The following is a 12,705-nucleotide window of genomic DNA, read 5'->3' on the forward strand; positions in this document are numbered from 1 at the left end:
GGGAGTTTTTAGGGTAATTCGAGGCCGCCGGCGGCTTTGTGCAGCTTGCGCAAGTGTTCGCCGACTTGCTTGAGGTTGGCCTCACACGCCGCAATCTCATCGGCCCTGGCCGGATCCAGCAGCGCCCTCACCTCTTTATCCAGGTCGCCGGTCAGCGATTGCAGCTGTTTCTGGCGTTCGGCGCTTTCCGATTCCAGGCGCTTGGCTTCCGATGGTTGCGGCAGGCCGTAGCCGCCGCTGCCGAGCAGTTCCGCCGGGCGGCTGAGGAAGCCGCTGTTGGCGAGGATTTGTTGCAAGGTGTTGTTGGCCTTTTCCATGCCGCCGTTTTTCAGCTCGCGGGCGCCCAGGTAGCGTTGTTTGACTTCGTCCTGGGCCAGCATCAGTTGTTTGCGGTAGCTCGCCTGTTCCAGCAACAACAGCGCGGCGCTGGTGCGCAGGTCGGCCTTGTCGAACCACGGGCGGCGCTCGGCGGCGCTGAGGGACAGCCAGTCTTCGACCTGGGTCTGCTTGATCGGCAGGTGTTTGCGCAACACGTCGAACATCGCCTGGTAGCGCTCGCGGAACGAGTCGAAGTGGTAACCCAGGCGCAGGGCGTTGCGTTTGTCGTCGAGCACGCTGGTGTCGGCCAAACCACGGGCGCTCAACACTTCGAGCAAGCCGTTGGGGGTGATGTTGTCCAGGCCGGTCAGTTGCGGGTTGGCGCTGCCGCTGCGCAACAGTTTCAGGCTTTCGACCGCGCAGTTGTTGGAGATGAAGAAGTAGTTGCCGTCGTAGCTCCAGTGCATCTCGGCGGCGTGTTCGACGGTGTCGTTGATTTCCTGGCGTGACAGTATCAGCGGCACCGAGGCCAGGCCGCGCAGTTCGGTCTTGGTGTATTCGTCGATCACCTGGGCCAGCGGCAGTACGAACAGTCGTGAGGGGTATTTGCCCACCAGGCCGTCCCAGCTCGACAGCTGTACGTCACCGACAAAAGCGCGGTAGGACAGTACCAGGTGCTGGTCCAGGTCCAGCCGGCAATCCGGCCCGCGTGGGCGACCGGGGGCACAGATCACCAGGCGCAACATGCTGTGGCCCCAGCGGCTGACCAGGTTCTGGTTGGCTTCGGCCAGCAGGTAGTCGATCTCGTAGACGCGTTCCGGGTCGATCTGGCCGAGCGGCGTCTTGGCGAAGTCGTTGCCGGCGTTCAGGAAGGCGTAGGTCTTGGCGCAGGCGTCTTGTTGCGGTGGCGCCCAGCCGAAGTGGTCCTTGTAGTAGCGGAACAGCGCCGGGCGGCGGCAGGCGTAGCTGGGGTCGAGGAGGAAGTACTCCATGTTAACCGCGACGAACTCCAGCGGGCTGGTGGTTTCGTAGATGTCCGGGCTGCGCGCGACCTGGCGGTTGTGTTGTTCGCGTTCACCGCGACGGCCGACGTATTGCGGCCAGCCGGCGAGGTCCAGCAGGCGCGGGTCGTCGCTGAGGGTGAAGCGGCGGTCATTCTGGCCACGGCATTGATCGGGCAGGCCGATCAGGCCGGTGAGGTTGTTCTGGCGGCTGCAACGGTTGACCAGCGCACGGTCGTCTTTGGACCACAGGCGTGCACGGTCATAGATGTGGGTCAGTTCATGCAGCACGGTGGCGAGCATTTCCCGGCGCACGGTGCCGTGGGGGCGACTGGTTTTCTGGGTGGCGGCGCTGCCGTCGGTGAGGCTGGCGAGCAGGTTGCTGTTGAGGTCCAGCTCGGACACCAGGGAGGCTTGGCCGTAGGCATTCTCGGGCATCTTGTCGGTCCAGCCGACATCGATTTGCCGGTCCAGCTGCTCAATGAAGCGCGGCGGCAGTGCGCGCATCGCTTCATCAAGCAATGCCTGGCTGGCCTGCTGTTGTGCCGGGCTCAAGCCATCGGTCTTGAGCCGCAGTTGCAGGTTGGCCTGGGCTGCGCCTGCACTGAGCAGGACAGTCCACGCCAGGAGCCAGGTGGTGAGGCGCCTCACAGAGCGAGGATAGCTTCGGCGAGGGTCTGGTCGCTGGCGTTGCGGGCTTCGGGCACGCGGGTACGCAGGGTGTCGAAGGCGGCTTCGAGCTGCGCGCCACGGATCTCGCCGTTGCTGGCGACGAAGCTGGCGGCGTCGTCGTGGGCTTCGCGGACGATTTTCGAGTCGCGGATGGAGGTGGTGGTGTCCGAGGTGAAATCAATGGTGCGGCCGGAGGCGCGAACAATGATGTTACTGGTGGCCACCAAGGTATGCGCCTGGGCAACGTCGGCCAACAACAGCAGGCCTAGGGTGGCGGCGATCAGCGGGCTACGCATGGAATGACTCCGATTACAAAGATGGAAATACAAAGATGATTATTGGACGAGAATTGCTTGTGCCAGTTCACGGTCGCTGGCGTTAAGTTTCGGGTGGCTGCGGCGCAGGTCATCCAGTGCGGATTCCAGGCGTGCTCCGCGCCATTGGCCGTCAGTGGCGATAAACGCGGCGGCGTCATCCCTGGCGGCCACGATTTTTCTGTCGAATGGCGCGGAGGTCACCTTGCTGGTGGCATACGCGCTGGCGACGGTTCCCTGGGTGGTCACGTCAAAGGCCGAAGCCAGTGGCGACCAGCAGGCGGAAAATACTAAAGGGGCGATGAACAGGCGGTATGAAAAAGCCATGGGACTCGACAACTGAAAACGAGCGCCAAGGCTAGCGCAATGCCCCGGCGAGAGCCAGCGCCGAGGCATGCGGCCTAGGGTCAGATGGCCAGGATGGCTTGGGCCAGTTGGGCGTCCGTCGCGGTGTTCAGTTGCGGCGCTTGTTGGCGGATCTGGGCCAGGGCGCTTTCCAGTTTCACGCCACGGATGGCGCCTTCGCTGGCGACGAAGCTGGCGGCGTCGTCGCGGGCGGCGCGTACGACTTTGTTGTCGCGCAGGGAGGAAGTGGCATCGGACGTGGCGTCGGAGGTGGCTTTGAGCGCGCCGACGATCGAGTCAGTGGTCACGATCAGGCTGGTTGCGCTGGCGTTGGCAGCGATGGCCAGCAGGGCGGCAGCACTCAGCAGACGAAGACGGGACATGGGGTGACTCCTGTAGATGAACGGATAAGGTGGCGCAAGGCAGCCAATGTGGATCAGACGCCCGTACGACAAGGTTCGCCACGTAGTGGCTGGATATTAAGCCGCCGCTTATCCGTTCGGAAAGCCTCTTGACCGACTAGTCACGCCAGAACGGCTTGGCCAGCTCGGTCATCCGATCAGCGGGGCTGATGCCGAGATCAGACAGCGCGCGATGATCGAGCTGCGCCAGCTGGCGCCGTTCGTGGGCTTGGCGTGCCCATTTGGCAAGGGTTGAGAGCAAGCGTCTATATACAGAAGTGTGGGTATCCATGGTTGGCGCCTTTCTTTCATGAGGTCCTGGAACACCATGTTGGGCGAGTCGCTGTGACCGATACAGATACACCAATGCTAAATTGTACCGCTTAACTGTTTGATTTTTTAAACTGTACTGCTCTGCGCGGGGGGCTACTGTTTTTGTCGCCGAATAACCAAATCCCGGAAACAACAAAGCCCGCCTCCGGTCTCCCGGGGCGGGCTTTGTTTTGACAAATCAGGTTGCTGGCGGTGGACCCGGCAGGTCAGGGCCAGCGAGCGCTAAATCAGCGCCAGAACGGCTTGCTCAGCTCTTCGTAGCGTTGAGCTTCGCTGATACCGGCGTCAGCCAGCAGACGCGAATCCAGACGAGCCAGTTGGTGGCGGCTGGAGATGCGGCGCTGCCACAACATCAGGTTGGCGATAACGCGCAGAGGCAGGGAAGCCTGGGTGTTTACAGCTTTTTCTTCGAAGAACAGTTCGGAACTGAGTGTACGTTCCATGATGACATCCTTCCGCTTGTGGCGGGATTAGGTAGTGGTTTAACTGATGCCAATGATCCTCCTCCGGCGCAAGACTCTCTAGATACAGTTCACCTGTATTGTGAGAGGGCCAGTTAACTGTTTAAGAGGGCTGTACTGTACGGAAATGGGGCAACTGTACCTGTCTGCACTGAAACAGTGCGAAATAGGCATTTTCGGCAGGGTGTGTGGGATATTTCGGTAGGAAATGACCGGTACAGCAGTACAGTTTTTGACAGAAGTGACGGTGGCAAGGCCGGGCTGATGAAACTGTATGTGCATCAGCCCGGATCTGTATCAATCACGCCTTGAGCATATGCCCGGTTTCTTCCAGGTTGATGTGCCAGCTCAGGGCTTCCCGCAGGATGTGCGGGGTGTGCCCGCCGATGGCGCAGGCACTGTCGAAGTAGGTGTTCAACGCATCGCGGTAGGCAGGGTGCACACAGTTGTCGATGATCACCCGTGCGCGTTCGCGTGGCGCCAGGCCGCGCAGGTCGGCAAGGCCCACTTCGGTCACGAGGATATCGACGTCATGCTCGGTGTGGTCCACATGGCTGACCATCGGCACCACGCTGGAAATCGCGCCGCCCTTGGCGATCGACTTGGTGACGAAGATCGCCAGGTGCGCGTTGCGCGCGAAGTCGCCGGAGCCGCCGATGCCGTTCATCATCCGCGTGCCGCAGACGTGGGTGGAGTTGACGTTGCCGTAGATGTCGAACTCCAGCGCGGTGTTGATCCCGATGATACCCAGGCGCCGCACCACTTCCGGGTGGTTGGAGATCTCCTGCGGGCGCAGCACCAGCTTGTCCTTGTAGTGTTCCAGGTTGCCGAACACGTCGGCATTACGGCGCTCCGACAAGGTGATCGAACTGCCCGAGGCGAAGCTCAGCTTGCCCGCGTCGATCAGGTCGAACGTCGAGTCCTGCAACACTTCCGAATACATCGTCAGGTCTTCGAACGGTGAGTCGATCAAGCCGCACATCACCGCGTTGGCGATGTTGCCGATCCCGGCCTGCAGCGGGCCAAGCTTGTTGGTCATGCGCCCGGCGTCCACTTCCTGCTTGAGGAAGTTGATCAGGTGATTGGCGATGCCCTGGGTGTCGCTGTCAGGCGGCGTCACGGTGGACGCGGAGTCGGCCTGGTTGGTAATGACGATGGCGACGATCTTCTCCGGCGGGATCGGGATCGCGCTGCTGCCGATGCGGTCATCGACCTTCACCAGCGGAATTGGCGTGCGGGTTGGTCGATAGGTCGGGATATAGATGTCGTGCAGCCCTTCCAGGTTCGGGTTGTGCGCCATGTTGATCTCGACGATCACCTGTTTGGCGAAAATCGCGAAGCTGGCCGAGTTGCCCACGGAGGTGGTCGGCACGATGTGGCCTTGCTCGGTGATCGCGACGGCTTCAATGACCGCAATGTCCGGCAGCTTGAGCTGGTTGTTGCGCAGTTGTTCGACGGTTTCCGACAAGTGCTGGTCGATGAACATCACCTCCCCCGCGTTGATCGCCTTGCGCAGGGTGCTGTCGACCTGGAATGGCATGCGACGGGACAGCACGCCGGCTTCGGTCAGTTGCTTGTCCAGGTCGTTGCCCAGGCTGGCGCCGGTCATCAGGGTGATTTTCAGCGGCGACGTCTTGGCGCGCTCGGCCAGGGCGTGGGGCACGGCCTTGGCTTCACCGGCGCGGGTGAAGCCGCTCATGCCGACGGTCATGCCGTCTTCGATCAGTGCGGCGGCGTCTGCCGCGCTCATGACCTTGTCTAACAACGAAGGCAAGCGGATGCGATCACGGTACATGGATTCTTATCTCAGGCTACGGAAGCAAGGTGCGCAGTTTAGTGATTTCAAAAAAATTCGGCCCGCTACCATGGTCGAATGCCGGGCAGCGATTTAGAGCCTTTGGTCGGGTTTCATGCAGTAATAAAAAACCCCAGCCTACAAGAGGCCGGGGTTTCGAGTATTGCGCTGTAGCAGTGTTACTCGACGGCTTTGACCATGTCTTCGATGACCTTCTTCGCATCACCAAAGACCATCATGGTCTTGTCCAGATAGAACAGCTCGTTATCCAGACCGGCATAACCACTGGCCATCGAGCGCTTGTTGACGATGATGGTCTTGGCCTTGAAGGCTTCGAGGATCGGCATGCCGGCAATCGGCGAGTTCGGATCGTTCTTGGCGGCCGGGTTGACCACGTCGTTCGCGCCCAACACCAGCACCACGTCGGCCTGGCCGAACTCGGAGTTGATGTCTTCCATCTCGAACACCTGGTCGTAAGGCACTTCGGCCTCGGCCAGCAGGACGTTCATGTGGCCGGGCATGCGACCCGCCACCGGGTGGATCGCGTACTTCACGGTGACGCCGCGGTGGGTGAGCTTTTCGGTCAGTTCCTTGAGCGCGTGTTGCGCCCGCGCCACTGCCAGGCCGTAGCCCGGGACGATGATCACGGTGTCGGCGTTGGTCAGCAGGAAGGTCGCATCGTCGGCCGAGCCGGATTTGACCGGGCGGGCTTCTTTGGAACCGGCAGCGGCACCGGCATCCGGCGCATTGCCGAAACCGCCGAGCAATACATTAAAGAAGGAACGGTTCATCGCCTTGCACATGATGTACGACAGGATCGCGCCGCTGGAGCCCACCAGGGAACCGGCGATGATCAGCATCGAGTTGTTCAGCGAGAAGCCGATGCCCGCCGCTGCCCAGCCGGAGTAGCTGTTGAGCATCGAGACCACGACCGGCATGTCGGCGCCGCCGATTGGGATGATGATCAGCACGCCCAACACGAAGGCCAGGGCCAGCATCAGTGCGAACGCGGTGAGGTTGCCGGTGAACATGAATGCCAAGCCCAGGCCCAGGGTCAGCAGGCCGAGTACCAGGTTCAATTTATGCTGGCCGCCAAACTGTACCGGTGCGCCCTGGAACAGGCGGAACTTGTACTTGCCCGACAGCTTGCCGAACGCGATCACCGAACCGGAGAAGGTGATTGCACCGATGGCGGCACCAAGGAACAGCTCCAGGCGGTTGCCCGCAGGGATCGCATCACCGAGGTGTTTAACGATACCCAGGGACTGCGGCTCGACCACCGCAGCAATCGCGATAAACACCGCTGCGAGGCCGATCATGCTGTGCATGAACGCCACCAGCTCCGGCATCTTGGTCATTTCTACGCGCTTGGCCATGATCGAACCGGCGGTGCCGCCGACCAGCAGGCCGACAATCACGTAGCCGATACCCGCAGTCGCCAGCTCAGCGCCGAGCTTATAGATGAGGCCCACGGTGGTGAGCACCGCCAGTGCCATACCGAGCATGCCGAACAGGTTGCCGCGACGCGACGTGGTCGGGTGCGACAGGCCTTTGAGGGCCTGGATGAAGCAGATCGACGCGATCAGGTAGAGCGTCGTTACCAGATTCATGCTCATTACTTCGGCGCCTCTTCTTTTTGCTTTCGGGGCTTTCTTCTTGAACATCTCAAGCATCCTACGAGTAACCAGGAAGCCACCGAACACGTTCACCGCCGCCAAAGCCACGGCCAGGGTGCCCATGGTCTTGCCCAGCGGGGTCACGGTGAGGGCGGCGGCCAGCATGGCGCCGACGATCACGATCGCGGAAATCGCGTTGGTCACCGCCATCAGCGGTGTGTGCAGCGCGGGCGTCACGTTCCAGACCACGTGGTAACCGACATAAATCGCCAGCACAAAGATGATCAGGTTGTAGATACCGGGGGAGATAAGCTCTTCCATCGTCTGAATCCCTGCTTAGGCGTTTTTGCGGATGACTTGGCCGTCGCGGCACATCAGGCACGCGGCGACGATGTCGTCTTCGAGGTTGATTTCGAACTGCCCTTCCTGGGTGAAGACCAGCTTCAGGAAGTCCAGCAGGTTGCGCGCGTACAAGGCCGACGCATCGGCGGCGACAGCGCCGGCGAGGTTGGTCGGGCCGCAGATGATTACGCCGTTTTCCACCACGACTTGGTCGGCGACGGTGAGCGGGCAGTTGCCACCTTGGGCGGCGGCGAGGTCGATGACCACGGAGCCGGGTTTCATCTGCGCGACGGTGTCGGCGCTGAGCAGGGTCGGTGCCTTGCGGCCGGGGATCAGCGCGGTGGTGATGACGATGTCGGCTTGCTTGGCGCGTTCGTGTACGGCCAGGGCTTGGCGTTGCATCCAGCTGCTTGGCATTGGGCGGGCGTAACCACCGACGCCGACGGCGCATTCGCGTTCTTCGTCGGTTTCGTAAGGCACATCGACGAACTTGGCGCCGAGGGACTCGATCTGCTCTTTCACCGCCGGGCGCACGTCAGACGCTTCGATCACCGCACCCAGACGTTTCGCCGTGGCGATGGCCTGCAAACCTGCAACACCAGCACCGAGGATCAGCACGCGGGCGGCCTTAACGGTGCCGGCGGCGGTCATCAGCATCGGCATGAAGCGCGGATAGTGATGAGCGGCGAGCAACACGGCTTTATAGCCGGCGATGTTGGCCTGGGAGGACAGCACGTCGAGGCTCTGGGCGCGCGAGGTGCGCGGCGCAGCTTCAAGGGCAAAGGCGGTGATGCCCTGCTCGGCGAGCTTGGCGATGGTTTCGTTGCTGAACGGGTTGAGCATGCCCACCAAGACGGTGCCGCTTTTGATCAGCGTGAGTTCGCTGTCGCTGGGGGCTACCACTTTGAGAATCAGCTCGGCGCCAAACGCATCGTTGGCACTGCCAATGGTTGCGCCTGCCGCTTCATAGGCACTGTCCGTGATGCTGGCCTTAATGCCGGCACCGCTTTGAACAGTGACCTTATGGCCCTGGCCGATCAGCTTCTTGATGGTTTCCGGGGTGGCAGCCACCCGCGTTTCACCGGTCTGGGTTTCGAGAGGAACACCAATGTGCACGTCAAATCTCCTGCATGATCTTTTTGCTTTTGATCTTTTTGTAAAAAGGCCAGTGCACCGCGAGTGGCGCAACTGGGGCGGCCGATCAGCACGATCCCGCTGAAATGACAGCGGGGCGCGGCATTTTGCAGGCGAACTTTACGGCCTTCAAGGGATTATGACGGGTGACGAAAAATTAACTACAAGTCACCCTGTGACTGATTGTCGCAACACTTCGAAATAACCTCTTCAAATACATGGGTTTAAAGGGCTGCAGGCATTTATCGGGTGTTTTTCCATTGCTGGTATGAATAGTCGCGCATTGACCTGTAAGCGTCGCTGAAGGCCATGATAATCATGGCTCCGAGCCGTATTTTGAGCTGACAAGTACAGTCTGCTTAAATGCGACATATACGTACATCTGTAGGATCGTAATTTATTTGACTACAGAGTCAATAAGGACGTTTGGGCCACTAAACGCTAGGGCTATAGCGTTGTGACTGATCGATCAGCCAGTCCCTGAACGCGTGCAGTGACGCGGATTCGACTTTTCTGTCAGGAATCATCAGGTAATACGCCTTCGCGCTGGTCAGAACCTCGGGGCTTGCGATCACCAGTCGCTGCTCATCCAGCTCGCGTTGAATAAGGAACGGTGGGATCAGCGCAATGCCCATGTCATGCATGGCGGCTTGGGACAACATCGAGAATAGCTCGTAGCGCGGGCCTGTCATGTCGCGGGGCACGTTCAATTGCTGGGCGTCGAACCATTGGCGCCATGCGTAGGGTCGGGTGGTCTGCTGCAGCAAGGGCAGCTGCGCGATCTCCTGGGCGGAAAAGTGCGTGCGGTCGCCCAAGAGGTGTGGGCTGCACACAGGGACTGGGTTTTCTCCCATCAGTCGGTGGGATTCTGTACCGGACCAATCGGCATCACCGAAGTAGATCGCGGCGTCGAAGTCGGTGTCGGCAAACAGGAACGGCCGTGTGCGGTTGGTGAGGTTGACCGTGACTTCCGGGTGCTGGCGTTGAAAATCCTTGAGGCGGGGGATCAGCCATTGGGTGCCGAATGTTGGCACCACGGCCAGTTCGATGACGTTGGCGCCCTGCTGTCCCATCACGGACAAGGTGTCGCGCTCCACGGCATCGAGTTGGGTGGCCACGCGACGACTGTAGGACAGCCCTGCCTCTGTCAGCTTTACCCCGCGCCGTGAGCGCCGAAACAGCTCGACACTTAAAAAGTCCTCAAGGCTGGCGATTTGTCGGCAGATGGCACCCTGGGTGATCGAAAGCTCGTGTGCTGCCTTGGTAAAGCTCTCGTGGCGCGCCGCCGCTTCAAAACTGACAAGGGCGGTGGTGCTGGGGATTTTTCTACGCATGTACCTTGTCCTCACATGTAAAACGCATAAGCGGCGCTATTGAGTGTTTCGGAGTGAGAAATTAGCACAACCCTATGCGGAAACCTCGTTTGCCCTCCCTGCTCCCTCGGCCTAGGCTCCATGCACGACTTCTGATTTATCTTTGCGAGGACTTATTCATGGCTGGCAAGGCAAGCTTCAACTGGATCGATCCGCTGCTGCTGGATCAACAGCTCACCGAAGAAGAGCGCATGGTGCGCGACAGCGCTGAGCAATTCGCCCAGGACAAGCTGGCGCCGCGCGTGCTTGAAGCCTTCCGCCATGAAAAGACCGACCCGGCGATCTTTCGCGAGATGGGCGAGACCGGTTTGTTGGGGGCGATGATTCCCGAGCAGTACGGTGGCAGTGGCTTGAACTACGTCTGCTATGGGTTGATTGCGCGTGAAGTGGAGCGTGTCGACTCTGGGTACCGCTCGATGATGAGTGTGCAGTCTTCGTTGGTGATGGTGCCGATCAATGAATTTGGTACCGAAGCTCAGAAGCAGAAATACCTGCCGAAGTTGGCCTCGGGTGAGTGGATCGGTTGTTTCGGTCTGACGGAGCCTGATCACGGTTCCGACCCGGGCGCGATGATTACTCGTGCACGCAAGGTGGATGGCGGCTACAGCCTGACGGGCGCCAAGATGTGGATCACCAAACAGCCCGATTGCCGATGTGTTTGTCGTCTGGGCCAAGGACGATGCGGGGGATATCCGTGGGTTTGTCCTGGAGAAAGGCTGGAAAGGCCTGAGTGCACCGGCGATTCACGGCAAGGTTGGCCTGCGTGCATCGATCACTGGCGAAATCGTCATGGATAACGTGTTTGTGCCGGACGAGAACATCTTCCCGGATGTCCGTGGCTTGAAGGGGCCGTTCACCTGCCTCAACTCCGCGCGTTATGGCATTTCCTGGGGGGCGTTGGGCGCTGCCGAGTTCTGCTGGCACACCGCTCGCCAATACACCCTTGATCGCCAGCAATTTGGTCGGCCATTGGCGGCGACCCAGTTGATTCAGAAGAAGCTGGCCGATATGCAGACCGAGATCACCTTGGCCTTGCAAGGCTGCCTGCGGTTGGGACGGATGAAGGATGAAGGGACGGCGGCGGTTGAAATTACGTCGATCATGAAGCGCAACTCCTGTGGCAAGTCCCTGGATATCGCACGTATGGCGCGGGACATGTTGGGCGGTAACGGTATCTCCGACGAGTTCGGCGTGGCCCGTCACCTGGTCAACCTGGAGGTGGTCAACACTTATGAAGGCACTCACGACGTGCACGCGTTGATTCTGGGGCGTGCCCAAACCGGTCTTCAGGCGTTCTATTAATAGGAGCACGGCATGGGCGCGCTTTCACATCTGCGGGTACTGGATTTATCGCGAGTGCTGGCGGGGCCTTGGTCCGGGCAGATTCTTGCGGACCTTGGGGCTGAGGTCATCAAGGTCGAGCGGCCGGGCAGTGGTGATGACACCCGGGCGTGGGGGCCGCCCTTCCTTAAGGATGCCTATGGCGAGAACACCAGTGAGGCGGCGTACTACTTGTCGGCCAACCGTAATAAAGAGTCGGTGACCATCGATTTCACGCGGCCGGAGGGGCAGAAGCTGGTGCGCGACCTGGCGGCCAAGTCCGACATCCTCATCGAGAACTTCAAGGTTGGCGGCCTGGCGGCGTATGGGTTGGACTATGAGTCGCTCAAGGAGATCAATCCGGAGTTGATCTACTGCTCGATCACGGGTTTTGGACAGACAGGGCCCTATGCCGGGCGTGCGGGCTACGATTTCATGATCCAGGGCTTGGGTGGGCTCATGAGCCTGACCGGGCGATCCGAGGGTGATGAGGGCGCCGGGCCGGTCAAGGTGGGCGTGGCGTTGACGGATATTCTCACGGGGCTCTACTCGACCGTGGCGATCCTGGCAGCGCTGGCGCATCGGGATCATGACGGTGGAGGGCAGCATATCGATATGGCGCTGTTGGATGTGCAGGTGGCATGCCTGGCTAACCAGGCGATGAATTACCTGACGACGGGTGTGTCGCCGAAGCGTTTGGGTAATGCGCATCCGAATATCGTGCCGTATCAGGACTTTCCTACGGCAGATGGTGATTTCATCCTGACCGTTGGCAATGACGGCCAATTCCGCAAGTTTGCCGAAGTGGCTGGGCAGCCGCAGTGGGCGGATGATCCGCGCTTCTCTACTAATAGAATGCGGGTGGCCAATCGTGCGGAGCTGATTCCACTGATTCGCCAGGCGACGGTGTTCAAGACGACGGCTGAATGGGTGGAGCAGCTGGAGCAGGTTGGTGTGCCGTGTGGGCCGATCAATGATCTGGCGCAGGTGTTTGCCGATCCGCAGGTCAAGGCGCGTGGCTTGGCGATGGAGTTGCCCCATGCGTTGGCGGGGAGGGTGCCTCAGGTGGCCAGCCCTATACGGTTGTCCAAGACGCCAGTGGAGTATCGGAGCGCGCCGCCTCTGCTGGGGGAGCATACGGCCCTGGTGTTGCGTAAGGTGCTTGGTTTGGGGGAGGCGAATGTGGCGGCTTTGAGGGCGGCTGGGGTTGTCTGATACGCCTCTTCTATATAGAAGAGGCCGAGTTGGTGGTTTTTTTAATCAATTTAAGTTAATTGATA

At 60.3% G+C, this 12,705-nt stretch carries 11 protein-coding genes and 1 pseudogene; 2 read left to right on the forward strand and 10 right to left on the reverse strand.

The window, feature by feature from the left end:
* Nucleotides 1–8 precede the first annotated feature (8 nt).
* The 10 genes from PSH87_RS00520 to PSH87_RS00565 all read right to left on the reverse strand — a co-directional run bounded on the left by PSH87_RS00520 (nt 9) and on the right by PSH87_RS00565 (nt 10,066).
* Nucleotides 9–1,970 (reverse strand): DUF4105 domain-containing protein, encoded by a 1,962-nt coding sequence (locus PSH87_RS00520; protein ID WP_305432055.1) that lies wholly within the window; start codon nt 1,968–1,970, stop codon nt 9–11.
* Nucleotides 1,967–2,287, reverse strand: coding sequence for a DUF2388 domain-containing protein (locus PSH87_RS00525; protein ID WP_017736006.1), 321 nt, complete (start codon nt 2,285–2,287; stop codon nt 1,967–1,969). The genes PSH87_RS00520 and PSH87_RS00525 overlap by 4 nt, the downstream gene beginning before the upstream one ends.
* A gap of 39 nt (nt 2,288–2,326) precedes the next feature.
* On the reverse strand, nt 2,327–2,632 hold the full coding sequence (locus PSH87_RS00530; RefSeq protein ID WP_017736005.1) for a DUF2388 domain-containing protein: 306 nt from the start codon (nt 2,630–2,632) through the stop codon (nt 2,327–2,329).
* Nucleotides 2,633–2,712: 80 nt separating this feature from the next.
* The gene (locus tag PSH87_RS00535; RefSeq protein ID WP_017736004.1) at nt 2,713–3,033 is read right to left on the reverse strand and encodes a DUF2388 domain-containing protein; all 321 of its coding nucleotides are present in this window, start codon (nt 3,031–3,033) and stop codon (nt 2,713–2,715) included.
* Nucleotides 3,034–3,169: 136 nt separating this feature from the next.
* Nucleotides 3,170–3,343 carry a DUF1127 domain-containing protein gene (locus PSH87_RS00540; RefSeq protein ID WP_081609219.1) on the reverse strand — a complete coding sequence of 58 codons (174 nt, stop codon included), beginning with the start codon at nt 3,341–3,343 and terminating at the stop codon, nt 3,170–3,172.
* Nucleotides 3,344–3,611: 268 nt separating this feature from the next.
* Complete coding sequence (locus PSH87_RS00545) at nt 3,612–3,827, reverse strand: DUF1127 domain-containing protein (RefSeq protein WP_012721550.1); 216 nt, start codon at nt 3,825–3,827, stop codon at nt 3,612–3,614.
* Nucleotides 3,828–4,146: 319 nt separating this feature from the next.
* Nucleotides 4,147–5,640, reverse strand: coding sequence for an acetyl-CoA hydrolase/transferase family protein (locus tag PSH87_RS00550; RefSeq protein WP_305432059.1), 1,494 nt, complete (start codon nt 5,638–5,640; stop codon nt 4,147–4,149).
* Between the two features lie 179 nt (nt 5,641–5,819).
* A complete protein-coding gene (locus tag PSH87_RS00555) occupies nt 5,820–7,577 on the reverse strand; it encodes an NAD(P)(+) transhydrogenase (Re/Si-specific) subunit beta (RefSeq protein WP_305432061.1) in 1,758 nt (585 codons plus the stop codon).
* Between the two features lie 15 nt (nt 7,578–7,592).
* Complete coding sequence (locus PSH87_RS00560) at nt 7,593–8,714, reverse strand: Re/Si-specific NAD(P)(+) transhydrogenase subunit alpha (protein ID WP_017735999.1); 1,122 nt, start codon at nt 8,712–8,714, stop codon at nt 7,593–7,595.
* 452 nt (nt 8,715–9,166) lie between these two features.
* Entirely contained in the window at nt 9,167–10,066 is a 900-nt protein-coding gene (locus PSH87_RS00565) for a LysR family transcriptional regulator (protein ID WP_305432063.1), read from the reverse strand.
* Nucleotides 10,067–10,224: 158 nt separating this feature from the next.
* Here PSH87_RS00565 and PSH87_RS00570 point away from each other — a divergent pair.
* Both PSH87_RS00570 and PSH87_RS00575 read left to right on the forward strand, forming a co-directional pair.
* Nucleotides 10,225–11,407: pseudogene (locus tag PSH87_RS00570) on the forward strand (acyl-CoA dehydrogenase).
* 12 nt (nt 11,408–11,419) lie between these two features.
* Complete coding sequence (locus tag PSH87_RS00575; protein WP_305432065.1) at nt 11,420–12,640, forward strand: CaiB/BaiF CoA-transferase family protein; 1,221 nt, start codon at nt 11,420–11,422, stop codon at nt 12,638–12,640.
* The last annotated feature ends 65 nt before the right edge of the window (nt 12,641–12,705 follow it).

The sequence above is a fragment of the Pseudomonas sp. FP453 genome (assembly GCF_030687495.1).
Lineage (GTDB): Bacteria > Pseudomonadota > Gammaproteobacteria > Pseudomonadales > Pseudomonadaceae > Aquipseudomonas.

Bases quoted from the DNA above. Each gene is read 5' to 3' on its own strand.
- PSH87_RS00540 (WP_081609219.1), bottom strand. From the start codon at position 3,343: ATGGATACCCACACTTCTGTATATAGACGCTTGCTCTCAACCCTTGCC.
- PSH87_RS00525 (WP_017736006.1), bottom strand. From the start codon at position 2,287: ATGCGTAGCCCGCTGATCGCCGCCACCCTAGGCCTGCTGTTGTTGGCC.
- PSH87_RS00535 (WP_017736004.1), bottom strand. From the start codon at position 3,033: ATGTCCCGTCTTCGTCTGCTGAGTGCTGCCGCCCTGCTGGCCATCGCT.
- PSH87_RS00555 (WP_305432061.1), bottom strand. From the start codon at position 7,577: ATGGAAGAGCTTATCTCCCCCGGTATCTACAACCTGATCATCTTTGTG.
- PSH87_RS00575 (WP_305432065.1), top strand. From the start codon at position 11,420: ATGGGCGCGCTTTCACATCTGCGGGTACTGGATTTATCGCGAGTGCTG.
- PSH87_RS00530 (WP_017736005.1), bottom strand. From the start codon at position 2,632: ATGGCTTTTTCATACCGCCTGTTCATCGCCCCTTTAGTATTTTCCGCC.
- PSH87_RS00565 (WP_305432063.1), bottom strand. From the start codon at position 10,066: ATGCGTAGAAAAATCCCCAGCACCACCGCCCTTGTCAGTTTTGAAGCG.
- PSH87_RS00545 (WP_012721550.1), bottom strand. From the start codon at position 3,827: ATGGAACGTACACTCAGTTCCGAACTGTTCTTCGAAGAAAAAGCTGTA.
- PSH87_RS00550 (WP_305432059.1), bottom strand. From the start codon at position 5,640: ATGTACCGTGATCGCATCCGCTTGCCTTCGTTGTTAGACAAGGTCATG.